27 protein-coding genes are annotated in these 21828 nt (G+C 70.7%); 12 read left to right on the forward strand and 15 right to left on the reverse strand.

Features of this window, described 5'->3' with window-relative positions; all coding sequences use genetic code 11:
- Positions 1-18 precede the first annotated feature (18 nt).
- Positions 19-240, forward strand: coding sequence for a hypothetical protein (locus ACFWA7_RS10765; RefSeq protein ID WP_361380240.1), 222 nt, complete (start codon positions 19-21; stop codon positions 238-240).
- A 91-nt stretch (positions 241-331) separates the two neighbouring features.
- Here the strand turns inward: ACFWA7_RS10765 and ACFWA7_RS10770 are convergent, their stop codons facing one another.
- The 9 genes from ACFWA7_RS10770 to ACFWA7_RS10810 form a co-directional block, all read right to left on the reverse strand.
- On the reverse strand, positions 332-631 hold the full coding sequence (locus ACFWA7_RS10770) for a hypothetical protein (RefSeq protein ID WP_385822327.1): 300 nt from the start codon (positions 629-631) through the stop codon (positions 332-334).
- Positions 628-1122, reverse strand: coding sequence for a hypothetical protein (locus ACFWA7_RS10775; RefSeq protein ID WP_385822329.1), 495 nt, complete (start codon positions 1120-1122; stop codon positions 628-630). Before ACFWA7_RS10775 ends, ACFWA7_RS10770 begins: the two co-directional genes overlap by 4 nt.
- Positions 1119-1316, reverse strand: a complete 198-nt coding sequence (locus tag ACFWA7_RS10780; protein ID WP_385822331.1) for a hypothetical protein — start codon at positions 1314-1316, stop codon at positions 1119-1121. The genes ACFWA7_RS10775 and ACFWA7_RS10780 overlap by 4 nt, the downstream gene beginning before the upstream one ends.
- Positions 1317-1402: 86 nt before the next feature.
- Complete coding sequence (locus ACFWA7_RS10785) at positions 1403-2245, reverse strand: helix-turn-helix domain-containing protein (RefSeq protein WP_385822333.1); 843 nt, start codon at positions 2243-2245, stop codon at positions 1403-1405.
- Positions 2242-2778 carry a DUF6879 family protein gene (locus ACFWA7_RS10790; protein ID WP_385822335.1) on the reverse strand — a complete coding sequence of 179 codons (537 nt, stop codon included), beginning with the start codon at positions 2776-2778 and terminating at the stop codon, positions 2242-2244. The genes ACFWA7_RS10785 and ACFWA7_RS10790 overlap by 4 nt, the downstream gene beginning before the upstream one ends.
- 1 nt (position 2779) lies before the next feature.
- The gene (locus ACFWA7_RS10795; protein ID WP_385822337.1) at positions 2780-2983 is read right to left on the reverse strand and encodes a hypothetical protein; all 204 of its coding nucleotides are present in this window, start codon (positions 2981-2983) and stop codon (positions 2780-2782) included.
- A 728-nt stretch (positions 2984-3711) separates the two neighbouring features.
- The gene (locus ACFWA7_RS10800) at positions 3712-5169 is read right to left on the reverse strand and encodes a catalase (RefSeq protein ID WP_385822339.1); all 1458 of its coding nucleotides are present in this window, start codon (positions 5167-5169) and stop codon (positions 3712-3714) included.
- Between the two features lie 217 nt (positions 5170-5386).
- Complete coding sequence (locus ACFWA7_RS10805; RefSeq protein ID WP_385822341.1) at positions 5387-6301, reverse strand: 2-hydroxy-3-oxopropionate reductase; 915 nt, start codon at positions 6299-6301, stop codon at positions 5387-5389.
- Between the two features lie 72 nt (positions 6302-6373).
- A complete protein-coding gene (locus tag ACFWA7_RS10810; RefSeq protein WP_385540959.1) occupies positions 6374-7228 on the reverse strand; it encodes a TIM barrel protein in 855 nt (284 codons plus the stop codon).
- 137 nt (positions 7229-7365) lie between these two features.
- Here ACFWA7_RS10810 and ACFWA7_RS10815 point away from each other — a divergent pair, with 137 nt between their 5' ends.
- The 7 genes from ACFWA7_RS10815 (at position 7366) to ACFWA7_RS10845 (ending at position 13242) form a co-directional block, all read left to right on the forward strand.
- Complete coding sequence (locus tag ACFWA7_RS10815; RefSeq protein ID WP_101392679.1) at positions 7366-7617, forward strand: hypothetical protein; 252 nt, start codon at positions 7366-7368, stop codon at positions 7615-7617.
- On the forward strand, positions 7614-7991 hold the full coding sequence (locus ACFWA7_RS10820; protein WP_385822344.1) for a helix-turn-helix domain-containing protein: 378 nt from the start codon (positions 7614-7616) through the stop codon (positions 7989-7991). The genes ACFWA7_RS10815 and ACFWA7_RS10820 overlap by 4 nt, the downstream gene beginning before the upstream one ends.
- Before the next feature lie 157 nt (positions 7992-8148).
- The gene (uraD, locus tag ACFWA7_RS10825) at positions 8149-8673 is read left to right on the forward strand and encodes a 2-oxo-4-hydroxy-4-carboxy-5-ureidoimidazoline decarboxylase (protein ID WP_385540955.1); all 525 of its coding nucleotides are present in this window, start codon (positions 8149-8151) and stop codon (positions 8671-8673) included.
- The gene (gene uraH / locus ACFWA7_RS10830; RefSeq protein ID WP_385822347.1) at positions 8673-9080 is read left to right on the forward strand and encodes a hydroxyisourate hydrolase; all 408 of its coding nucleotides are present in this window, start codon (positions 8673-8675) and stop codon (positions 9078-9080) included. The genes uraD and uraH overlap by 1 nt, the downstream gene beginning before the upstream one ends.
- Before the next feature lie 5 nt (positions 9081-9085).
- On the forward strand, positions 9086-10009 hold the full coding sequence (gene pucL / locus ACFWA7_RS10835) for a factor-independent urate hydroxylase (protein WP_385822349.1): 924 nt from the start codon (positions 9086-9088) through the stop codon (positions 10007-10009).
- 138 nt (positions 10010-10147) lie between these two features.
- On the forward strand, positions 10148-11533 hold the full coding sequence (locus ACFWA7_RS10840) for an 8-oxoguanine deaminase (RefSeq protein WP_385822351.1): 1386 nt from the start codon (positions 10148-10150) through the stop codon (positions 11531-11533).
- 308 nt (positions 11534-11841) lie between these two features.
- On the forward strand, positions 11842-13242 hold the full coding sequence (locus ACFWA7_RS10845; RefSeq protein ID WP_385822354.1) for a nucleobase:cation symporter-2 family protein: 1401 nt from the start codon (positions 11842-11844) through the stop codon (positions 13240-13242).
- 86 nt (positions 13243-13328) lie between these two features.
- On the opposite strand, the gene ACFWA7_RS10850 is transcribed toward ACFWA7_RS10845, so the two are convergent.
- Positions 13329-14177 (reverse strand): chitosanase, encoded by an 849-nt coding sequence (locus ACFWA7_RS10850; RefSeq protein WP_385540945.1) that lies wholly within the window; start codon positions 14175-14177, stop codon positions 13329-13331.
- A gap of 131 nt (positions 14178-14308) precedes the next feature.
- On the opposite strand from ACFWA7_RS10850, the gene ACFWA7_RS10855 reads away from it, so the two are divergent.
- The gene (locus tag ACFWA7_RS10855; protein ID WP_385540943.1) at positions 14309-14926 is read left to right on the forward strand and encodes a TMEM175 family protein; all 618 of its coding nucleotides are present in this window, start codon (positions 14309-14311) and stop codon (positions 14924-14926) included.
- Here the strand turns inward: ACFWA7_RS10855 and ACFWA7_RS10860 are convergent.
- The gene (locus ACFWA7_RS10860; protein WP_385540941.1) at positions 14898-15287 is read right to left on the reverse strand and encodes an Lrp/AsnC family transcriptional regulator; all 390 of its coding nucleotides are present in this window, start codon (positions 15285-15287) and stop codon (positions 14898-14900) included. The genes ACFWA7_RS10855 and ACFWA7_RS10860 overlap by 29 nt on opposite strands.
- Positions 15288-15306: 19 nt before the next feature.
- Here ACFWA7_RS10860 and ACFWA7_RS10865 point away from each other — a divergent pair, with 19 nt between their 5' ends.
- Positions 15307-15720 (forward strand): hypothetical protein, encoded by a 414-nt coding sequence (locus ACFWA7_RS10865; RefSeq protein WP_385822356.1) that lies wholly within the window; start codon positions 15307-15309, stop codon positions 15718-15720.
- On the opposite strand, the gene ACFWA7_RS10870 is transcribed toward ACFWA7_RS10865, so the two are convergent.
- The gene (locus tag ACFWA7_RS10870) at positions 15689-16285 is read right to left on the reverse strand and encodes a TIGR03086 family metal-binding protein (protein ID WP_385822358.1); all 597 of its coding nucleotides are present in this window, start codon (positions 16283-16285) and stop codon (positions 15689-15691) included. The genes ACFWA7_RS10865 and ACFWA7_RS10870 overlap by 32 nt on opposite strands.
- Before the next feature lie 153 nt (positions 16286-16438).
- Here ACFWA7_RS10870 and ACFWA7_RS10875 point away from each other — a divergent pair, with 153 nt between their 5' ends.
- Positions 16439-17425, forward strand: coding sequence for a fibronectin type III domain-containing protein (locus ACFWA7_RS10875; RefSeq protein WP_385822361.1), 987 nt, complete (start codon positions 16439-16441; stop codon positions 17423-17425).
- Here the strand turns inward: ACFWA7_RS10875 and ACFWA7_RS10880 are convergent.
- The 3 genes from ACFWA7_RS10880 to ACFWA7_RS10890 all read right to left on the reverse strand — a co-directional run bounded on the left by ACFWA7_RS10880 (position 17415) and on the right by ACFWA7_RS10890 (position 21172).
- A complete protein-coding gene (locus ACFWA7_RS10880; protein ID WP_385822363.1) occupies positions 17415-18626 on the reverse strand; it encodes an FAD-dependent monooxygenase in 1212 nt (403 codons plus the stop codon). The two genes, ACFWA7_RS10875 and ACFWA7_RS10880, sit on opposite strands and share 11 nt — an antisense overlap.
- 80 nt (positions 18627-18706) lie before the next feature.
- Positions 18707-20326: a malate synthase A gene (gene aceB / locus ACFWA7_RS10885; protein WP_385822365.1), complete on the reverse strand. Its 1620-nt coding sequence runs from the start codon at positions 20324-20326 to the stop codon at positions 18707-18709.
- Between the two features lie 237 nt (positions 20327-20563).
- The gene (locus tag ACFWA7_RS10890) at positions 20564-21172 is read right to left on the reverse strand and encodes an NTP transferase domain-containing protein (RefSeq protein ID WP_385540930.1); all 609 of its coding nucleotides are present in this window, start codon (positions 21170-21172) and stop codon (positions 20564-20566) included.
- Positions 21173-21324: 152 nt separating this feature from the next.
- On the opposite strand from ACFWA7_RS10890, the gene ACFWA7_RS10895 reads away from it, so the two are divergent.
- Entirely contained in the window at positions 21325-21633 is a 309-nt protein-coding gene (locus tag ACFWA7_RS10895) for a DUF5955 family protein (RefSeq protein WP_385822368.1), read from the forward strand.
- Positions 21634-21828 lie beyond the last annotated feature (195 nt).

The raw sequence follows: 21828 nt of genomic DNA on the forward strand, positions 1-21828 counted from the left end.
GCGCATACTGGAAAGACCATGACGCAGCCGTCCGCGCCGAGGCGCCACCTGCCCACCAGTCCCTTCAAAGCTCCGGTCGACCCGCAGGCCAAGACCTTCGCCTTGGGCGACCGGGTCTCCCACGACCAGTTCGGCCTGGGCAGGATCGTCGGCGTGGAGGACGGAGTCGCGATGCTCGTCGACTTCGGATCCCGCCGCGCCCGCATCCTGAGCCCCTACACCCGCATGCACCGCCTCTGACCCAGAGCCGCACGTCCCCACCAAGGCCCTGTTCCGTGTTGAGCGGACGGGGCCTTGATCATGCCTGGCGTGGCGGGACGGAAATGGTCGACTACTGCAAGGAGTCGGCTGCACCCCGGGACGCCGACTCCTGGTACAACTTGTACAAGGGGTTGCCCGGGGCCGGGGTGACCCGGGCGAACGAGGTCACCAGGGCCCGGAAGCCGCCGTGGTCGTGATACCGGGCGGTGTGCTTGATCGCCCAGTCCTCCGGCCCGTCGCTGGTGTCGGCGGGCGGGGAGGCGTCGAGGCACGTCGTGCACTCCATCAGGTAGACCGGGCCGGACGCGCCCGGAGTCGTGTCCCTGCCGAGCACCCATTCGGCGTAACGGATCACCGAGCGGGGGCTCACGGCGTCCGCTCCGCCGGTGGCGTCTGGCGAAGCCTGGCCTGCCCGAGCGCCGCCAGGTCGGCGACGCCCCGCGCAGAGCACACGCTGCCCACGGTGCTCGGCGGCAGTGCCCAGTACGGGCCGGGCCGGGCGGTCAGGTCGACGCGCGGCACCCCCAGCCACGTCCCCGGCTCCAGACACTCGACGCCGGGCACCAGCCAGGCGGCGTGCGTGCCCAGCGGAACCAGTGCGTAGTACCAGACGCCGACCCCGTACGCGTCGTGGATGACCGCCCCGTCCTCCAGGACCTCGGCGAGGAACACGGCGACGGCGTCCGGATCCTTGCTGCCGGCTGCGGCGTGGACGAGGTCGGCGGGCAGGCGAATCGCGTCGAACTTGGTGCCGGTCGGCACGAGCGCGATACCCACATCGAACTCCCGCCGGGCCTGAGCCGGCACGCCGTGCGCGGAGGCGAGCCAGTCCGTGATGGCACTTCCTGCCCGGTCGATCACGGCGAGATCACCCCGGCCCCGGCCGCCTCGGCGCAGTCGGCGTGCGCGTAGTCGGTGTGGTCGCCGCCGTAGTCGGCGACGAACATGCGGGTGGCGATGTCGGCGCCTGACTCGTGGCAGACCTCGCAGGTCCGGTACTGGGCCGGGTCGTTGTCCGGCTGTTGCTGTTGCTGATGGTGTGCGTGTGGGGCCATGGCCAGGAAGTTAGGCGTGCCGGCCGCGCTTCTGAGGGCTGATTGCGCGTGATTGCGTCTGCTGGTCAAGGGGTTGCGACCGGTTGCTACGAAAGCTCCATCGACGCCTTCGCGCGGCCGATGAGGCGGCGTGCCCGCGGACCGTAGACCGCCGCTTCCGATACCCAGTCCCATGCCCGCGCGTACAGGGCGATGCTGCCCTGATCGTCGAGCCACATCTCCGTGTTGATCGTCTCGACGATGACCAGCCTCTGATCATAGATCCAGAAGCCGTGTGAGGGGGAGCGGCGCAACCGTGCTCCGAACGGGATGATGCCGAGCTCGATCGTGTCGAGGCCGATCAGCCCGGCCAGCCGGTCGAGTTGCGCGGCCATCACCGCGTGAGGGCACGTGACGATGTACAGAGCCCCCTCCCAGACCAGGAAGCGGAACCTGCGGCCGGGTTCGTAGAGGACGTCCTGGCGGCGGATCCGGGCACGGACCGCGTCCTCGACGTCCCGCGGGGTCTGCCGGAACTCGGCGTTCGCCTGGAAGGTGTGGCGGGCGTACTCGGCTGTCTGGAAAAGGCCGGGAATCCGCGTGACCTCAAGGCCACGGATTGTCCGCGTCGCGGCGCTCTCGGCGATCCCGAGCTCCTGGCGGGCCCGGTGTCCACCGATGAGCTGGCGGCGCCAAGAGCGGTATTGCGTCTCCAACCCGGCGAGGCGCCCCGTCAGCTCGCCGGACACGTCCGGTCGGCCGACCGCCTGCGCCCACTCCTTGAGATCATTCCTCGACGGGGTCTGCTTCCCGTTCTCCAGCCGTGACACCTTCGAGCGCTGCCACCCGAGCGCCGCGGCGATGCCCTTGCCGTCGAACCCGGCCTCGGTGCGCAACTCACGCAGCCGCGCACCGAGGCCTACTCGTGCGGATTGGAAATCGGTGCTCACACAGGGGAACGTACCGTCGTGGCGAAGTCCGCGGTGCGGACTGCGTAATGCCAGGCGGCGTCACGAGCCTGGCAGGCTGCGACGACGTCGGCGGGATCCTCACTGAGGACGACCCCAAGCGTGGTGTCGGACTCGTCGAACACGAACCGCATGACGAGGCGGCTGTCGAACAACCAGAAGTCGAAGGCGGGCAGGCCGAGGCGGTCGGCGTCCGTCCGGTAGAGGTTGCGGATGTCCTCTCCGGCCGAGGTGTTGCCCGGTGCCCTGGCAAGAAGGAACCGCTGCCCTTCGGTGGGCGGGTCGTCGACGACCCGGACGCGCTCGAACCTCTTCCCGGCTGCCGTCTGCGCCGCGATGTTCCGCCGCCACCCGTCCGGCGGGTCGTGGCTGACATCCTCTCCGCGCAGCCAGCGTGGCCAGTTGGGCCCGTTGCGGTCGGAGGCATAGCCGCGGCGGGTCTCCAGGCGCCACGCCGTGTGCTCGAAGTCGGTGAAGAGGTGAGCCGCTGTGGTGAAGGGGATCAGGTCCGGCATGTCACTCCCTCGGGGCGAAGCGGGTCAGGAGCGCGCGCGGGATGACGACGAAGGTTTCCGAGCGCTTCACATCCCGCAGCTGGCGAAGGTGGTCTGGGTCGGTGAGGCGGTCGCCCTGGACCACGATGTCGCCTGTCTCGACGACTTCGTACAGGGTGGGACAGTCGCCATCGTCACTGGTCGTGCCGAGGAACTTGAGCGTCATGCCGGCCTCCGTCTGCGCTGGTCGGGCAACCAGGATGCGTCGGATGGCCGGGAACCGTGCGGCGATTGCCGCAGATTGCGAATCCGGTGCGGAGGTGGATCGTTGCGCGCAACCGGGGGTGGGCAGGGCCGTTGCGCTTGCCCCGGCTCCCAGGGTGTTCCCACGTCTCCGACAAAGATCAAGGCCCACCTGAAAGCACAGGCAGGGCCTTGATCATCGAGCGCTCGATTCGGGACCGTAAACCGAACCCGGCGCCCGGCTCTGAAGTGGTGACCGCCCGACGGAACGAGGCCGGCGCGACAGGGCGTTCGCACCGCCGGGCGGGGCTTGGTGGGGGAGGGGGCCGGCGGACGGAGCCGGCGCGGCCGGGCGAAGCCTGTGGAGCAGTGCGAGCGCGGCCGGGAGAAGTGGTCGTTCGCACCGCCGGGCGGGGCCGAGTGGGGGAGGGGGCGCGGGCTCTCCACAGCCCGTGCCGGGATGGTTACGGGCCCCCGAGCCCGTGGTGCGGGATCGCGGCGGCGGGGCGATCGGTGTGGCCCGGCGTGCCTTCTTTCAGGTCAAGAAGGGGCCGGGGCAGACCTTGACCACCGCACTGGCATCGTCTCGCCGCCGCGATCACCGAGTCGTCCGAAGCCACCGGCCACCCCTCATCCGGGTCGGCGGTTCGGACAGCGTACGAGAGCTGACCTCCCGTCAAATCCCGTACGCGGTCTGGGAGGAGGAGGCCCTCAGTCCTCGCGCAGGGCGCGGACCGATTCCTCCACGCGCTTGCCGTACTCGGCGTCCGCCGCGTGGAAGTGGGCGAGGTTCTTCTCGATCACGTCGTCGCGGGAGACCTGGGAGAGGCCGCCGGCGATGTTGGCGATCAGACGGGACTTCTCGTCGTCCGACATCAGGCGGTACAGCTCGCCCGCCTGGAAGAAGTCGTCGTCCTTGACGTGGGACGCGGCCGCGTGGGTGCCGGTCCAGCCCGCGATCGCCAGCGGGGCGGAGAGCGCCGCGTCCGTCTGGGACGGGCCCGCGTAGGAGTTGGGCTCGTAGTTCTTGTCCGAGCGGCGGCCGTTGCGGGTCGCCATCAGGCCGTCGCGGCCGTAGTTGTCGGCCTCCGTCGCCTTGGGGGCGTTCACGGCGAGCTGGGTGTGGTTGACGCCCAGGCGGTAGCGGTGCGCGTCCGCGTACGCGAAGAGGCGGCCCTGGAGCATCTTGTCGGGGGAGGGGCCGATGCCGGGAACGAAGTTGTTCGGGGAGAAGGCCGCCTGCTCGACCTCGGCGAACACGTTGTCCGGGTTGCGGTCCAGAACCAGGCGGCCCACCCGCTGCAGCGGGTAGTCGCTGTGCGGCCACACCTTCGTCAGGTCGAAGGGGTTGAAGCGGTAGTCGGCGGCCTCGGCGGCCGGCATGACCTGGACGTACAGGGTCCAGGACGGGTTCACGCCCCGCTCGATCGCCTGGAGGAGGTCGGTCTGGTGGCTGTTCGCGTCCTTGCCGACCAGCTCGGCGGCCTGCTCCGACGACAGGGAGCGGACGCCCTGGTTCGTCTTGAAGTGGTACTTCACGAAGAAGGCCTCGCCCGCCCCGTTCGTCCACTGGTAGGTGTGCGAGCCGTAGCCGTTCATGTGGCGGTACGACGCGGGGATGCCGCGGTCGCCCATCAGCCAGGTGATCTGGTGCGTCGCCTCGGGGGCGTGCGCCCAGAAGTCCCAGACGTTGTCCGGCTCCTGCCTGCCCGTGAACGGGTCGCGCTTCTGGGAGTGGATGAAGTCGGGGAACTTGATGGGGTCCTTGATGAAGAAGACGGGCGTGTTGTTGCCTACGAGGTCGTAGTTGCCCTCCTCCGTGTAGAACTTCAGCGCGAACCCCCGCGGGTCGCGGACCGCGTCCGCGCCGCCGAGCGAGTCCGCCACGGTGGAGAAGCGGATGAACGTCTCGGTGCGCTTGCCGACCTGCGAGAGGAAGTCGGCCCTGGTGAAGCCGGTGACGTCGTCGGTCACCTCGAAGTAGCCGTACGCGCCGGAGCCGCGGGCGTGGACCACGCGCTCCGGGATCCGCTCACGGTTGAAGCGCGCGAGCTTCTCCAGCAGGTGCTGGTCCTGGAGGAGGATGGGGCCACCGACGCCGGCGGTGGCGGAGTTCTGGTTGTCGGCGACGGGGGCGCCGGACTCGGTCCTAAGCACGCGCTTCGACATCGTGACCTTCCGTACGGAGCTGCACTGCTGAGCGGTCTGCGGTGTCTGGAGCGTAAGTACGCCCCGAAGCGAACGTCAACAGTTTGTTGAAATTGGGGTGTGGGTGTTCCGGGCGGCGGTGACGCCTGGGCGCGACAGGACAGGTGTCGGCGCCACCGCCGCCCGGAAGTCGAGAGGGGCCCGAAGGCTCAGGCCTGGGCGCTCAGACCTGGGACGCTCAGACCTGGGCGCCCGAGAGGCGCTCGACCGCGCGCAGCAGCGCCGAGTGGTCGAGACCGCCGTCACCCTGGGCGCGCAGCGAGGCCACCAGCTGGGCGACGACCGCGCCGACCGGGAGCGCCGCACCGACGTTGCGGGCGGCGTCGGTGACGATGCCCATGTCCTTGTGGTGCAGGTCGATGCGGAAGCCCGGCGCGAAGTTCCGGTTGAGGAAGTTGTCCTTCTTGCGGGTCAGTACGGTCGAGCCGGCCAGACCGCCGTTGAGGACGTCGAGCGCCGCGGCGAGGTCCACCCCGGACTTCTCCAGGAAGACCACGGCCTCGGCGCACGCCTGGATGTTGACCGCCACGATCAGCTGGTTGGCGGCCTTCACCGTCTGGCCGGAGCCGTGCGGGCCGCAGAGCACGATGGTCTTGCCCAGCGCGTCGAAGATGCCCTTGGCCTCGTCGAAGTCGGCCTTCTCGCCGCCGACCATGATGGAGAGCACGGCCTCGATGGCGCCTGCCTCGCCGCCGGAGACCGGGGCGTCCAGGACGCGGATGCCCTTCTCCTTGGCGTTCTTGGCCAGGTCGACCGAGGTCTGCGGGGTGATCGAGGACATGTCGATCAGGAGGGCGCCCTGCCTGGCGTTGGCCAGGATGCCGGCCTCACCGTAGGCGATCGCCTCGACCTGCGGGGACGCCGGGACCATGGTGATGATCACGTCCGCGTCCTTGACCGCGTCGGCGATCGAGGCGGCCGCGGTGCCACCGGCGGCGGCCAGGCGGTCCAGCTTGTCCTGCTCCAGCGTGAAGCCGGTGACGGAGTAACCCGCCTTGATCAGGTTCTCGGCCATGGGGGAGCCCATGATGCCGAGGCCGATCCATGCGATCGCCGGGCGGGCGGGCTGGGAAGAACCAGCAGGGTTGCTCATGGGGGTGCCTCTCTGACTGCTGTGGTACGTCAAGAAGTTCAGGGGGCCGCCGGAAACCGGGAGCCCACGGCCTCAGCGGGCCGCGCGGGCCTCGGCCGGGAGCCACTCGAAGGAGGCCGCGGCGTCGGCGGCCTTGTACTCCAGGCCCACCCAGCCGTCGTAACCGGCCTTCGCGAGCTGGTCGAGGAGCGCCTCAAGGGGCAGCGAGCCGGTGCCCGGCGCGCCGCGGCCCGGGTTGTCGGCGATCTGCACATGGCCGGTCTTGTCCGCGTAGGCCTCGATGACCTGGGAGACGTCCTCGCCGTTCATCGACAGGTGGTAGATGTCGAGGAGGAACTTGGCGTTGCCGAGTCCGGTCGCCGCGTTGACCTTGTCGACGACCTCGATCGCGGAAGGGGCGCTCACCAGCGGGTAGAGCGGCGACTCCGGCTTGTTGAGGGCCTCGATCAGGAGGATCGCACCGATGCGGTCGGCGGCGCGGGCGGCCCGCACCAGGTTCTCCAGCGCGAGCGCGTCCTGCACCTGCGGGTCGGCCCCCTCCACCCGGTTGCCGTACAGCGCGTTGAGCGCCTCGCAGCCCACCGAGGCGGCGAAGTCCGCCGCGACCTCGATGTTGGCGCGGAAGCGGTCCGACTCCTCGCCGGGTACGGAGAGGGCTCCGCGGTCGGGGCCCGGCAGGGCGCCCGCGTAGAAGTTCAGGCCCACCAGCTGGGTTCCGGCCTCGTCGAGCGCCTTCTTCAGGGCGTCGAGCTCGGCCTGCGCCGGGGTGGGGGTCTCGATCCAGGGCCACCACAGCTCGACCGCCGTGAAGCCCGCCGCGGCGGCCGCCGCAGGGCGCTCCAGGAGCGGGAGTTCGGTGAAGAGGATCGAGAGGTTCACATCGAAGCGCTGGTCCGAGCCGCGTCCATGCTCAAGAAAAGGGGCCATGAGGGTCGGCGCTCCTTCCGTATTGCGGAAGTTAGTTTCTGCTTGATGGAAGGTTGCAGGGCGGGCGGCGGGCTTGTCAAGGGGCCCCCTCCGATTGGCCTGCCAGGATTTCCGAATCCGCGCAGTAGGTTGTGCGCGTGCGATTGAGAGTGGAGTTCACGACCGAGCCCTTCGACCTGGACGAGGCGCCCCCGCATGCCGTGGCCGCCCGCGAGGTCCTGCAGACGGCGGCGCTCGACGCCGTGGACGTGGGCCCCTTCGGCAACACCGCCGAGGGCGGCGCCGACCAGGTGCTCACCGCCGTCGACGCGCTGCTGCGCAAGTCCCTGGCGGCCGGTGCCACCCGGGTGTCGCTCCAGGTCAACGTGGTGGGGGAGGGCGAGAAGTGACCGAGCCTGCCGACCACCCGCTGGTCACGGCGGTCAAGCCGCTGGTGGACGCCATGGGGGCGGAGATACTCGGGCCCGAGCAGGCCCAGCCCGACGACGTGGTGCTCAGCTGGGAGGGCGAGGACGTCATCGCCGTCCGGCTGCCGCAGCTGTCGGACTCCCTCGACCACATCCTGGCCGCCATGGAGCGCCGCCACGGCAGGCCGCTGGCCGAGCTCGACCGCAAGGCCAAGCAGTCGGTCGTACGGACCCTGGAGGCGCGCGGAGCCTTCTCCGTACGCCATGGGGTGGAGACCGTCGCGTCCGCCCTCGGGGTGAGCCGGTTCACCGTGTACAACTACCTGAACAGGGAAAACGCCGCGAAAGGCGAGTGAGAACGCCCGCCCGCGAGCCGTGCTCGCGCAGCCGCCGTCCGGATTCCCGGGCGGCGGCTTTTTGTTGCTCCAAGTTTTCAACAAAGTGTTGACGGGATGTTTCCGAGGGCGTTAGCTGTCCGCAGCCCGTACAGCACCAAGGCCACGGAGGCCGTTCGTGACTTCGACCTCGACGCCGGGCCTCGCCCGGTTCAACACCTCCGACGACACCACGGCGCTCGCCGCGCTCCACGAGGTGTGCGCCAGCTCGGTATGGGGGAGCAAGCTGCTCGCCCGGCGCCCGTACGCCACCGCCGACGAGCTCTTCACCGCAGGCGACGCCGCCATGGCCGAGCTGACCGCGGCGGACCTCGAAGAGGCGATGGCCGGGCACGCGCCGATCGGGCGGCCGAAGCCGGGCGATCCGGCCTCCGCCCGCGAGCAGCGGGGGATGGCCGGCGCCACGGAGGAGCTCAAGGCCGAGATGCTCGAACTCAACCTGGCCTACCAGGACAGGTTCGGCCATGTCTTCCTGATCTGCGCCACCGGGGCCACCGGTGAGCAGATGCGCGACGCGATGAAGGCCAGGATCGGCAACACCGCCGAGGCGGAGCGCGAGATCGTGCGCGCCGAACTCGGGAAGATCAACCGAATCCGGCTGACCCGTCTCGTGGAAACAGCGGAAGAAGAGGACAGGGACTGATGAGCGCTGTGAGTTCTGCGAACTCCGCTTCGGTGTCCACGCACATCCTGGACACCAGCATCGGGCGCCCCGCCGGGGGCGTCGCCATCTCGCTCGCCGCCCGCTCGGGCCGCGACGCCGGGTGGGTGGCGCTCGGCGGCTCCGCGACCGACGCGGACGGGCGCTGCAAGGACCTGCCGGCGCTGCCGGAGGGCACGACCCACGTACGGCTCGACTTCGAGGTCGGGCAGTACTTCGACAAGGACGACAAGAAGCAAGCCGAGGCGCAGCAGGACGCCCCCCGCGTAAGGGACAGCGGTGCGTTCTTCCCGGAGGTGGCGATCACGTTCGCCGTCGTACCGGGCGAGCACTTCCACGTACCGCTGCTGCTCAACCCGTTCGGCTACTCCGTTTACCGAGGGAGCTAGCAGACATGCCCACGATTCTCGGCCAGAACCAGTACGGCAAAGCAGAGAACCGCGTCGTCAAGATCACGCGGGACGGCGACACCCACCACATCAAGGACCTGAACGTCTCGGTCGCCCTCTCCGGCGACATGGACGACGTCCACTACTCCGGCTCGAACGCGAACGTCCTGCCGACGGACACCACCAAGAACACGGTGTTCGCCTTCGCCAAGGAGCACGGCATCGAGTCCGCCGAGCAGTTCGGCATCCACCTCGCCCGTCACTTCGTGACGTCGCAGGAGCCGATCCACCGGGCGCGCATCCGTATCGAGGAGTACGCCTGGGAGCGGATCGCCACCTCCGACGCCAACTCCAAGTTCATCGGCTCGGACGAGGTACGCCACTCCTTCGCCCGCAAGGGCCAGGAGCTGCGCACCACCCAGATCACCTTCGACGGTGAGAGCTGGGAGGTCGTCTCCGGCCTCAAGGACCTCACGGTCATGAACTCCACCCACTCGGAGTTCTGGGGCTACGTCAAGGACAGGTACACGACGCTGAAGGAGGCGTACGACCGCATCCTGTGCACCGACGTCTCCGCCGCCTGGCGTTACCACTGGACCAGCGACGAGGACCGGATGCCCAACTGGGAGAAGTCGTACGAGCAGGCCAAGAAGCACATCCTGCAGGCCTTCGCCGAGACGTACTCCCTCTCGCTCCAGCAGACCCTGTACCAGATGGGTTCGCGGGTGATCAACAGCCGCAGCGAGATCGACGAGATCCGCTTCTCGCTGCCGAACAACCACCACTTCCTGGTCGACCTCGAACCGTTCGGGCTCAAGAACGACAACGAGGTCTACTTCGCGGCCGACCGGCCCTACGGTCTGATCGAGGCCACCGTCCTGCGGGACGGCGTCGAGCCGCGGATCCCGGTCGACATGACCAACCTCTGACGCGGAGCGCCCCCGGACCCCGCCGCCCGGGGCGCCTTCCCTCTCTCGGCACCCGTGGGGCGCCCGGCCCACGGCACTCAAATCCTCCAGGGTCCTGCCGTGCCCACTCGTTTTTTCAGTGAAAGAAGAGGAAGCACGATGGCACCATCGGCAGCCCAGCGCATCGTCATCGAGAACTGCGCGATCGCGACCGTAGACGCCGACGACACCGAGTACGCCTCGGGCTACCTCGTCGTCGCCGGCAACACGATCGAGTCGATCGGCGCGGGCAGGGCCCCGGAGGGCCTTACGAGCGTGGTCCGCCGTATCGACGGCACCGGCCACCTGGTGACCCCCGGTCTGGTCAACACGCACCACCACTTCTACCAGTGGATCACGCGCGGCCTGGCCACCGACCACAACCTCTTCAACTGGCTCGTGGCGCTCTACCCCACCTGGGCACGCATCGACGAGCAGATGGGCCGTGTCGCCGCGCAGGGCTCGCTCGCCATGATGGCCCGCGGCGGTGTCACCACCGCGATGGACCACCATTACGTCTACCCGCGGAACGCGGGCGACCTGTCCGGCGCGATCATCGGCGCCGCCTCCGAGATGGGCGTCCGCTTCACGCTGGCCCGCGGCTCCATGGACCGCAGCAAGAAGGACGGCGGTCTGCCGCCGGACTTCGCCGTCGAGACCCTGGAGGGCGCGCTCGCCGGGACCGAGGAGACCGTCGACCGGTTCCACGACGCCTCGTTCGGCGCGATGACCCAGGTCGCCGTCGCCCCCTGCTCGCCGTTCTCGGTCTCCACCGAACTCATGAAGCAGGGCGCGGAGCTGGCCCGCCGCAAGGGCGTACGGCTGCACACCCACGGCTCGGAGACCGTGGAGGAGGAGCAGTTCTGCAAGGAGCTGTTCGGTATGGGCCCCACCGACTACTTCGAGTCCACCGGCTGGCTCGGCCAGGACGTGTGGATGGCGCACTGCGTCCACATGAACGACTCGGACATCGCCGCGTTCGCCCGCACCGGCACCGGCGTGGCGCACTGCCCGTCCTCCAACGCGCGCCTCGCGGCGGGCATCGCCCGCGTCCCCGACATGCTGAAGGCGGGTGTCCCGGTCGGTCTCGGTGTCGACGGCACCGCCTCCAACGAGTCCGGCGAGCTCCACACCGAACTGCGCAACGCGCTCCTGATCAACCGCCTCGGCGCGCACCGCGAGGCCGCCCTCAACGCCCGCCAGGCGCTGCGGCTCGGTACGTACGGCGGCGCCCAGGTGCTCGGCCGCGCGGCCGAGATCGGCTCCCTCGAAGCGGGCAAGCTCGCCGACTTCGTGCTCTGGAAGCTCGACACCCTGGCCCACGCCTCCATCGCCGACCCGGTGACCGCCCTGGTCTTCGGCGCCGCCGCCCCGGTGACGGCGTCGTTCGTCAACGGCAGGCAGATCGTCGAGGACAACCGCCTCCTCAACGTCGACGAGGACGCCATCGCCCGCGCCACGCGGGACGAGGCGCAGCGCCTCGCGCGGATCGCCGCGCAGGACTGATCCCGGCCCGGGATTCCCGCCCAGGAGTCCGGCCGAGGGGGACGGCCCTCGGCCGGTAGCCGTGGACCCGAGCGGGGTCCGCGGCAGCCGCGCCCGGGGGGTGCGCACCACATGGACGTGCGCACTCTCCGGGACGGTGACCCGTGCCCATCCCCGCACGGGGCACCGCCGTTCCGCCGCACCCGTATCCCGTACGAGACCCTGCCGTACGGGATACGTAACACCGCCGCATCACGCACGCGTCACACTGCACCACCTCCCTGACACCCGCGTCACCGCCGACGCGTCACCGACCGGAGGAACCGCCCGTGGCTCCGCAGCCCAGGTTTCGCAACGATGCAGTCACCCCCGACCCCGCCAGTCAGAAGCACCCGGTCGACGAGACCCTGCCCCCACTGAGGATGTTCACCAGCGGCCTCCAGCACGTGGCCGCGATGTACGCGGGCGTGGTGGCCCCGCCCATGGTCGTCGGGCCCGCCGTAGGGCTCCCCCCCCAGGAGACCGCGTTCCTGATCGGCGCGAGCCTCTTCACCGCCGGGCTCGCCACCCTGCTCCAGACCCTCGGGTTCTGGAAGGTCGGCGCCCGCCTCCCGTTCGTCAACGGCGTCTCGTTCGCCGGTGTCACCCCGATGATCGCCATCGGCAAGGACCGCGGCCACGAGGGCATGGCGGTCATCTTCGGGGCGGTGATCGTCGCCAGTGTGCTCGGCTTCGTGCTCGCCCCGTACTTCAGCAGGCTGCTCCGCTTCTTCCCGCCCGTGGTCACCGGCACCGTGATCACGCTGATAGGCGTCTCGCTGCTGCCGGTCGCCTTCCGCTGGGCGCAGGGCGGCAACTCGGCCGCCCACGACTACGGTTCGATGAAGAACATCGGCATGGCCGCGCTCACCCTGGTGATCGTGCTCGCGCTGCGCAGGCTGCTCCGCGGGTTCCTCCAGCAGATCGCCATCCTGCTCGGCCTGGTCGTCGGCACCCTGGTCGCCGTGCCGTTCGGCATGACCGGTCTGGACGCGATCCGCGGCGCGGACGCGGTCGGCTTCCCGACGCCGTTCCACTTCGGCGCCCCGCACTTCGAGGCCGCCGCCATCGTCTCGATGTGCATCGTGATGCTGGTCTGCATGACCGAGTCGACCGCCGACATGCTGGCGCTCGGCAAGATCGTCGGGCGGCCGGCCGACAAGCGGACCATCGAGGGCGGGCTGCGGGCCGACACCCTCGGCAGCGCGCTCAGCCCGCTCTTCAACGGCTTCATGGCCAGTGCCTTCGCGCAGAACATCGGCCTGGTCGCGATGACCAAGGTGCGCAGCCGCTTCGTGGTCGCCACCGGCGGCGGCATCCTCATCCTGCTGGGCCTGTGCCCGGTGGCCGCCTCCGTGATCGCGCTGGTGCCGCTGCCGGTGCTCGGCGGCGCGGGCATCGTGCTCTTCGGCTCGGTCGCGGCGAGCGGCATCCAGACGCTGGCCACGGCGGCCCTGGAGCAGGGCGAGAACGCCCTGATCGTCGCGGCCGCCCTCGGTATCGGGCTGATCCCGATCGCCGCGCCCACCTTCTACCACGCCTTCCCGGAGAACGTCCGGGTGGTGCTCGACTCCGGCATATCCACCGGCTGTGTGGTCGCGATCGTGCTCAACCTGGCCTTCAACCACCTTGGCAGGAAGGCGAGTTCGCACTCCGCGGTGCTTCCGGAACCCGTGGTGGCCGCGCACTGAGCCCACCGGACAGGCCCTGGCCCGCGCGTGAGCGGCGCGTACGACACCTACCCGTGCCGTACGCGCCGCTCTGGCGTCCGGCCGGATCAGCCGATGTGGTACGGGTCGCCGTAGACCTTCCAGTCAAGCGGCGTGTTCAGGTTGAGGTTGCCCTTCTTCAGGAACACCCGCTGCTCGGTGTCGACGCGGCTGGTGTCGCTGTGCGCCTCCTCCTGCTTCATCGCCCAGACGCGGGCGTCGAGGAAGGCGCCCAGGTACTTCGTCTCGTCGCCGCCCTGGGACGGCGGCTTCGCCTTGGCGAGTGCCTTCTTGCGGATGCTGCTGAAGCTGGTGGGGTCGGTGCCGTCGCCGTGCATGACGATGGCGTCGTAGTACATGAACTGCCCGAGCGTGCCCACTCCGTCGGCCTTGCCCTGCTTGACGGCGGGGTTGAAGTAGACCCGGTCCCGCTCGTCGTTCTGGGCGTTCTTGAAGGCGGTCTCCGAGGAGGCCGTCTTCCAGTCCTTGGTGAAGTTGGGGTCGAGCCCGGCGTGCGAGTCGCTCCCGTTCACCTTGCGCAGCGCGGGCAGGTACTTCTGGAGCACGTTCCCGGGCTCGCGGGCGGAGTAGAGCTCGACGAGGTCGAGCATGTCGCCGGTGCCGGAACAGAATCCGATGATGCCGGCGGTGTAGCCCCGGCCGTCGTCGATGTCCTCGATGTACTTGTACTGGGCCTTCCAGTTCAGTGAGGAGTTCTCCGCGCTGGAGACGAGCTCCATCGCTATTTCCTTCTTGGCCGGGTCGTCGAGCCCGGTCGCCGCTGCTGCCATGGGGGCATTGTGGCTGGTCGCGGCGGTGGCCGTGGCCGCGGGTACGGCGATCACGGCGGCTCCGAGCACGGCGGACGCGGTGATCCTGAGACGACGTGCGAGGGCGCTGTGGTGGGGGGTGAGCACCAGACCTCCTGGGGGAGTTCGTCGTTCACTGTTTTGTTAGGAAACTTTCCTACCACTAGCCGGGCGGAGGCGTACAGCCTTGTGTCACAAGGAAGTTGAAGAATCCGGCCGCGTCGGGTTCAGTTCACCCGGTGAATGAATCGAGCCGGGTCGAGGCGTTCAGCGACGGCGTTTTCGCCATCGCGATCACCCTCCTGATCCTGGAAATCAAGGTGCCCCCGCACGCGGGCGACCACCTCTGGAGCGATCTGGGCCACCAGTGGCCCTCGTACGCCGCCTATGTGGTGAGCTTCCTGGTCATCGGCATCATGTGGGTCAACCACCACACGCTCTTCAGCTACGTGGTGCGGGTCGACCGCACACTGATGTTCCTCAATCTGCTGCTGCTCATGACCGTCGCGGCGATCCCCTGGCCGGCAGGGCTGATGGCCGAATACCTCAGGGAGGACAACGCGTCACACGTGGCCGCCGCCGTCTACAGCGGGCTCATGGTCGTCATGGCCCTCAACTTCCAGGCGCTGTGGTGGCATGTGACCCGGACGGGCCATCTCTTCGACGACCGCGTCGACTCCGCGGCCGCCCGGGCCACCCGCGCCCGCTTCGCGCTCGGCTCGCTCGCCTATCCGGCGACCGTCCTGCTCGCCTTCGTCTCGGCGCCGCTGACGCTCGCCGCGCACGGGGTGCTCGCGGTGTACTACGGCTTCAACCAGCTCAAGATCCCTACGAAGGAGGCGCAGGAGGCCGGTTGAGGTGTCCCGGCCGCGAGGCCGCGGGCACGAGCGGGCCCGCGGCCTTCACCGTGCGCAGCACCGGGGCGCTCTCCAGCGTGCGGATCGCCTCGAACGCGCCGAGCCGGTGGGTGAGGTAGTGGTGCAGCGCCGCCGGGTCGGGGCAGAGGGCCTGGGCGACCAGGCTGCTCGGCCCGGTGGTCGCGGCGACGAAGGCGAGCTCGTCGTGGCGGGCGAGCTCCCGGGCCACCTCGTCGAGGTGCGCCGGGGTCACCGACATCCACAGCAGCGCCTGTGTGGTGGCGCCGAACAGCGTGCCGTCGATCTCCACGTCGAAGAACAGGGCCCGGCCCGCCCGGAGTTCGGCCAGCCGCCGTGCCACGGTCGCGGGCACCCGCCTCGTGCCCCGGTACGGGCCGCGACTGATGTACGCGGGGCTCGCCACCCTCCTCGCGGGCGTCCTGGCCGCGACGGCGGTGTACGCGGCGAGCGACCCCACCGCGTACCCGTTGCCGCTCCCCGCCGCGCTCGCGGTGTGCGGCGCGGGCGTCGGGCTGTTCACCGTGCCGTTCTTCACGGCCGCCCTGCACCGCGTCGGGCCCGCCGGGACCGGCTCGGCCGCCGGGCTGCTCAACGCGGTGCAGCAGCTCGGCGGGACGCTGGGCACGGCCCTGCTGGGCAGCGTCTTCCTGGACGCGGCGGACCCGGCCGACGGTGCCCAACGGGCGTTCTGGGCAGCCGGGTTGCTGCTCCTCGCGACGGCTGCGGCCGTGGCCGCCGGGCTCAGGCGGCCCAGCCCGGATCCCGCCCGCTGAGCCCGACCACCCGGTCGAGCAGCGGGGCCTCCTCCGGCACCTCGACGACCGGCCCGAACGCGGGGGCGCGCAGCGTGTCGTCCCGGCTCGCCTCGAAGAAGCCCTGGGTCACCTCCAGGCTCGCGGCGCCCGGGTCGTACGCCTGGCCGGTGGCCCGGGCCAGGTCCCAGCCGTGGACGACGAGTTCGTTGAGCGCGACGACGCCCGCGATCGCGGCGGGGAAGGTGATGCCGCCCGCCTGGGTGTCCCCGTCCCAGGCGTCCGGCGCGCGCCACGCCTCGGCCAGCGCCGCCAGCCGCCCGGGCAGCCCGGTGCGCCAGTCATCGGGCAGCACGGGCGTGACGGACCCGGGGTCGGTGGCGGTCGACGGCCCGAACTCCTTGCGGGCGGCCGAGTCGAAGGCGGCGGTGAGCCCGGCGATGTGGCCGAGGAGCTCGCGTACGGAGTACTTCGGGCAGGGCGTCGGCGCCCCGAGCTGCTCGTCCCGTACGCCGTCGAGCAGGCCGGCCACGGCGCGGGCGGCGGGGCCGAGGTCGGGCCGGGGGGTCTGTGTCTGGGTATCCATGACAGTGCAGACCGGCCCGGCCGCCGGAACTCATCGCATCCGGCGCGACTTCCTCCACGGGACGGCGCGACCGGAGTCGTCCACCCTCTTGCCGAGCGCCGCCACCTGTGCGATATAGGTCTGGACCATCTCGTACGGAGGGAGGGCCCGGCTGTGCGACGCCCCAGCGGATACGCCGTGTTCGTCTGCGCCGCCCTCTTCCTCGCCGCCTGCTCGGCCACCGCCGACGAGCGGGACGGGCGGGCGCCGACGGTGCCGGGCGGAGTGACCGCGCAGGCGAGCAGTGCCGCCTCCGTGCACGTCATGTGGGAGGCGTCGGCCGACGACAAGGGTGTCACCGGGTACGAGGTCCTCCTGCGGGGCACCCGGGTCAAGGCGGTGCCGGGCGAGAAGCGCATGATCGACGTCGACGGGCTCACCCCGGCCACCGCCTACAGCTTCACCGTGCGCGCCCGCGACGCCGCCGGGAACCTCTCCGCCCCCAGCGCCCCCGTGGCCGTCACCACGCCCGCGCCCGGTCCCGCCGACCACGGGCCGCCCACCGCGCCGGGCGGGCTGCGGGGCCGGGCCGACGGGAGCCGCGCGGCGACGCTGAGCTGGCGGCGGGCCACCGACGACGTCGGCGTCACCTCGTACGACATCTACCAGGAGGACGTGCGGATCCACAGCGTCTCCGGCCGCGCGGCCGGCGCCCGGGTCACCGGACTGCGGCCCGGGACCGTCTACACCTTCACCGTGCGGGCGCGCGACGCCGCCGACAACTCGTCGCCGGACAGCGTCGCCGTGGACCTCACCACGGCTTCGGCGCCGGGCGCGCCCGCCGGCACGGCGCCCACCGGGCTGGGTGCGCGCTACGGGAAGGTGGCGGGGGTGCCGACCGTCGAGCTGTCCTGGCGCCCGCCGGACACGGGCGGCCCGGTCACCTCGTACCAGCTCTTCCTCGGCGGACGCCTCACCACCACGATCGTGTTCGGCGTGGCGCCGCCCCCGGGCCGGGCGTCGTACAGCCTCACCGTCTCGGCCGAGAAGCCGGGCACCCGCTACAGCGTCAAACTCCGCGCCCAGCTGCCCGACGGGAAGTGGGGCGACTTCTCGGCTCAGCGCACGGTCGTCATCGGCGGCCCAGCGCCTATGAGTTGAGCCGGCGCCCGCCGAACGCGCCCGAGCCGTCGGCCTGTTGCCACCACTTCTCCAGACCGCTCTGGTCCATCGCGCTCCAGTCCGGCGTCCGCTCCACGAGGCCGAGGCCGAGCTGTCGGCCCAGCTCGACCATGGACCGGCCGGTCGCGGCCCGGCCCGTGCCGTACGCGCTCAGCGCCGCCCGCCAGTCCGGTGCGGTGGTGAGGCACGCCTCCAGGGCCGTGGCGTCCTGGAGCGCCTTGACCGCGCCGCCGCCGGTGTGCGGGCGGGCCACCGTCGCCGCGTCGCCCGCGAGGACCAGCCGGCCGCTGGCGTAGTGCGGCGCGGTGAAGTCGTACATCGGCTGGACGAAGAGCTCCTCGGCGGTGGTCGTGCGCACCAACCGGCCCCAGTAGGGCGCGAGGTGGGTGTCCGCGATGTGGGCGAGCCGGGTGTGCAGGGTCGCGGCGAGGGTGCCGGGCGGCAGGCTGGTCGGATTGTCGAAGCGCAGACCGAGATCCGGCGGAGGGGCGGTGTACAGCACCCAGTTGACCCGCAGCCCGCCCCGCCCGTCGGGGATGCGGTAGATGATGACGTGGCCGCCGGGGAACACGGCGTACACGCAGTCCTCGTCGGGCCACAGCTCCGGGGCCGGCAGCCGCTCGGCCGCGAAGGCGCCCCGCCAGGCCAGATAGCCCGCGTACTTCGGGCGCACCTCGGGGCACGCGGCCGTGCGCACCGCCGAGCGGTAGCCGTCGGCGCCGACCACCACGTCGAACCGCTCGCTGCCGCCGCCGGACCCGGTCGCCAGTTCCACACCGTCCGGGGTGACTTCCACCGCGGTGACGGCCGTCCCGGACCGGAAGTCGGCCGACTCGGGCACCCGGTCGCGCAGTTCGTGCCACAGCGGGCCCCAGTTGTACGTACGGAACGGGAACGGCAGCACCCCGATCCGCCGGCCCAGCGGCGCCGAGCCGTCCTTCACGTACCAGCACCGCCGGCTCAGCTGGAGCCACGGCATCGCGGCTTCCATGTATCCGGCCGCCTCCAGCTCCGCGTACCGGTCGTTGTGCATGGCGAGTCCCACGCCCCGGTCCGCGAGACGGCCCGAGGCCCGTTCGAACACGGTGACTTCCGCCGCGCCGCCCCGGTGTGCGGCCAGCGCCGCGGCACACCCGGCGATACTGCCGCCGACTACGGCGACCCTGCCTCCACGTAACATCCGCTCATTCTGGCAGGGCCGACCCGGCGCGGGGCCGGAGGCGAGGGATTCGCCCCGGCCCCGCGTGGAGTGACGTCGGGTCAGCCGACCAGCTGCTCGTAGGCGGGCAGCGTCAGGAAGTCCGCGTAGTCCGCGTCGAGGGAGACCTTCAGGAGCAGGTCGTGGGCCTGCTGCCAGCGGCCGGCCGCGAAGGCCTCCTCGCCGATCTCGGCGCGGATGGCGGCCAGTTCCTCGGCCGCGACCTCGCGGGCGAGGTCGGCGGTGGCGAGCTCGCCGTTCTCGAACACCACACCCGCGTTGATCCACTGCCAGATCTGCGAGCGGGAGATCTCGGCGGTGGCCGCGTCCTCCATGAGGTTGAAGATGGCGACGGCGCCGAGGCCGCGCAGCCACGCCTCGATGTAGCGGGTGCCGACCTGGACGGCGTTGCGCAGACCGTCGTAGGTGGGCTTGGCGTCGAGCGAGTCGATGGCGATCAGGTCGCCGGGCGCGACGGACACGTCCTCGCGCAGGCGGTCCTTCTGGTTCGGCTTGTCGCCGAGGACCGCGTCGAAGGAGGCCATGGCGATCGGGACCAGATCCGGGTGGGCGACCCAGGAGCCGTCGAAGCCGTCGCCCGCCTCACGGTCCTTGTCGGCCTTGACCTTCTCGAACGCGACCTTGTTGACCTCGGCGTCCTTACGGGAGGGGATGAAGGCCGCCATGCCGCCGATGGCGTGCGCGCCGCGCTTGTGGCACGTACGGACGAGCAGTTCGGTGTACGCGCGCATGAACGGGGCCGTCATGGTCACCGCGTTGCGGTCCGGCAGGACGAACTTGGCGCCGCCGTCACGGAAGTTCTTGACGATGGAGAAGAGGTAGTCCCAGCGGCCCGCGTTGAGCCCGGCGGCGTGGTCGCGGAGCTCGTAGAGGATCTCCTCCATCTCGTACGCGGCCGTGATCGTCTCGATCAGGACGGTCGCGCGGACCGTGCCCTGCGGGATGCCGACGTAGTCCTGGGCGAAGACGAAGACGTCGTTCCAGAGGCGGGCCTCCAGGTACGACTCGGTCTTGGGGAGGTAGAAGTACGGGCCCTTGCCGAGCTCGATGAGGCGCTTGGCGTTGTGGAAGAAGTAGAGGCCGAAGTCGACCAGGGCGCCGGGCACCGGGCGGCCGTCGAAGCGCAGGTGGCGCTCCTCCAGATGCCAGCCGCGCGGGCGCATCACGACGGTGGCGAGCTGGTCGGCTTCCTTCAGCGCGTACGACTTGCCGGACTTGGGGTCGGTGAAGTCGATCCTGCGCTCATACGCGTCGATCAGGTTGAGCTGGCCAAGGACGACGTTCTCCCAGGTGGGGGCCGAGGCGTCCTCGAAGTCGGCGAGCCACACCCTCGCGCCCGAGTTCAGCGCGTTGATGGTCATCTTGCGGTCGGTCGGACCGGTGATCTCCACCCGGCGGTCGTTGAGCGCGGCCGGGGCCGGGGCGACCTTCCAGTCGCCCTCGCGCACGGCGGCCGTCTCGGGGCGGAAGTCGAGAGTGGAGGTGCGGGCGATCTCCTCGCGGCGTTCCTGGCGGCGGAGCAGGAGCTCGTCACGGCGGGGCGTGAACAGCTGGTGCAGCTCGGCCACGAAGGCGAGGGCCGCGTCGGTGAGCACCTCGTCCTGCCGGGGCAGGGGCTCGGCGTCGACGATGGCCAGCGGGGACGGCGCTGGTGCGGACATGTGCTGTCACTCCTTCGCGGGCGGTGCCCTGACCGGCCGCCGGGAGGCAGAAATGGCACTGAGTGCCAGGCCCCGGAGTGCGACTGGGGGCGCCGTCTCAATCAATCGGGCGCTTCTGAACAGTGGATACTAGTTTCCTCATAGTGGAAGTTCAATGGTTTGTTGATATCGAGATTCTCCGGGTCGACAGACCGTGGCGCCCGGTGCCATCGCGGTCACTCCAGGTGTACCGGAGGATCAGTCCAGACGCCCGAGATCCGCCTCCGTGTCGATGTCGTACGGCTCGGCCACGTCCCCGCACTCGACGAGCGTGATCTCCGGCTCGTGCGCCGCGAGATAGGCGCGCGCCCCGCGGTCCCCCCGCGCGCCCGTCGCCACCGGCTGCCACCGGTCCGCGCCGAAGAGGACGGGATGGCCGCGCCTTCCCTCGTACGAGGCCGCCGCGAGCGAGGCCGGTGAGCGGTACGCGGCCCTGACGCGGCCGATCGCCTCCGCGCCGATGCCGGGCTGGTCCACCAGGCTGACCAGGGCGGCCCCGGCTCCCGTGGCGGCCAGCGAGGCGAGGCCCGCGCGCAGGGAGGAGCCCATGCCCTCGGCCCACTCCGGGTTGTCGACCAGCACACAGCCGTCCAGCCGCGCGCGGGCGCGCACCTCCTCCGCGGCGGCGCCGAGCACCACGTGCACGGTGGTGCAGCCGCCCTCGCGCAGCACCCGTACCGCGTGCTCCACCAGCGGGCGGCCCTGGTGCGTCAACAGGGCCTTGGGCCTGCCGCCGAGGCGGCGTCCGCCGCCCGCGGCCAGCAGCAGGCCCACGACCTGCGGTTCATCCTTCGACGGCTCTGTCATGGCACCACGTATACCGAATGCTCCCCCCGAATTCCGTCCACACGGTGGCGCGCGCCGGGCGCGATGGCGTTAACTGGCCCGCAACTCCCGTCGGTTGACCTTCGCTGACGGGCTGTGAGCGCCGGCACGAAGATGTGCGGGGGGAAGGAATTTTGTTGCGACGCGTGGAGCAGAGGCCCGTGACCGGCAGTGCGGATCCCAGGGTGGCGGGGCTGCGGATTGCCGTGGCGCGGCTGCGGCGGGAGCTGGCGGGGTATCCGGGGGAGTTTCCGGACCGGGCTGTCGCGGAGGACGAGCTTGCGGCGCTGGATGCGATGGCGGTGTCCGGGGCGCCCGAGGTTCCGCGGCTGCGCCGCTCGCTGCTGCTGATCGCGGGGTCCATCGGATCGGTGAGTGCGCTTTCCGTGGCCGTCAAGGGGGTGCGGGAGGCGGTCGACTTATTCGGGGAGGCCCGGCGCTGACGCGGCGCCTGGTGTTCGCCTGCGGGCCGTCTGTGGCTGATCGCGCAGTTCCCCGCGCCCCTTTTGCGCCTGGGGTTTGTCTGCGGGCCGTCTGTGGCTGATCGCGCAGTTCCCCGCGCCCCTTTTGCGCCTGGGGTTTGTCTGCGGGTGGTGTGTGGCTGGTCGCGCAGTTCCCCGCGCCCCTGACCACCTAGG

It is taken from the genome of Streptomyces sp. NPDC059994, assembly GCF_042737755.1.
In the GTDB taxonomy this organism is placed as follows: domain Bacteria; phylum Actinomycetota; class Actinomycetes; order Streptomycetales; family Streptomycetaceae; genus Streptomyces.

What these genes read in the sequence shown, in the direction of transcription:
- ACFWA7_RS10765 (WP_361380240.1), top strand. Translation starts at nt 19, where the DNA reads ATGACGCAGCCGTCCGCGCCGAGGCGCCACCTGCCCACCAGTCCCTTC.
- ACFWA7_RS10780 (WP_385822331.1), bottom strand. Translation starts at nt 1,316, where the DNA reads ATGGCCCCACACGCACACCATCAGCAACAGCAACAGCCGGACAACGAC.
- ACFWA7_RS10790 (WP_385822335.1), bottom strand. Translation starts at nt 2,778, where the DNA reads ATGCCGGACCTGATCCCCTTCACCACAGCGGCTCACCTCTTCACCGAC.
- ACFWA7_RS10795 (WP_385822337.1), bottom strand. Translation starts at nt 2,983, where the DNA reads ATGACGCTCAAGTTCCTCGGCACGACCAGTGACGATGGCGACTGTCCC.
- ACFWA7_RS10800 (WP_385822339.1), bottom strand. Translation starts at nt 5,169, where the DNA reads ATGTCGAAGCGCGTGCTTAGGACCGAGTCCGGCGCCCCCGTCGCCGAC.
- ACFWA7_RS10805 (WP_385822341.1), bottom strand. Translation starts at nt 6,301, where the DNA reads ATGAGCAACCCTGCTGGTTCTTCCCAGCCCGCCCGCCCGGCGATCGCA.
- ACFWA7_RS10810 (WP_385540959.1), bottom strand. Translation starts at nt 7,228, where the DNA reads ATGGCCCCTTTTCTTGAGCATGGACGCGGCTCGGACCAGCGCTTCGAT.
- uraH (WP_385822347.1), top strand. Translation starts at nt 8,673, where the DNA reads ATGAGCGCTGTGAGTTCTGCGAACTCCGCTTCGGTGTCCACGCACATC.
- pucL (WP_385822349.1), top strand. Translation starts at nt 9,086, where the DNA reads ATGCCCACGATTCTCGGCCAGAACCAGTACGGCAAAGCAGAGAACCGC.
- ACFWA7_RS10840 (WP_385822351.1), top strand. Translation starts at nt 10,148, where the DNA reads ATGGCACCATCGGCAGCCCAGCGCATCGTCATCGAGAACTGCGCGATC.
- ACFWA7_RS10870 (WP_385822358.1), bottom strand. Translation starts at nt 16,285, where the DNA reads ATGGATACCCAGACACAGACCCCCCGGCCCGACCTCGGCCCCGCCGCC.
- ACFWA7_RS10880 (WP_385822363.1), bottom strand. Translation starts at nt 18,626, where the DNA reads ATGTTACGTGGAGGCAGGGTCGCCGTAGTCGGCGGCAGTATCGCCGGG.
- aceB (WP_385822365.1), bottom strand. Translation starts at nt 20,326, where the DNA reads ATGTCCGCACCAGCGCCGTCCCCGCTGGCCATCGTCGACGCCGAGCCC.
- ACFWA7_RS10890 (WP_385540930.1), bottom strand. Translation starts at nt 21,172, where the DNA reads ATGACAGAGCCGTCGAAGGATGAACCGCAGGTCGTGGGCCTGCTGCTG.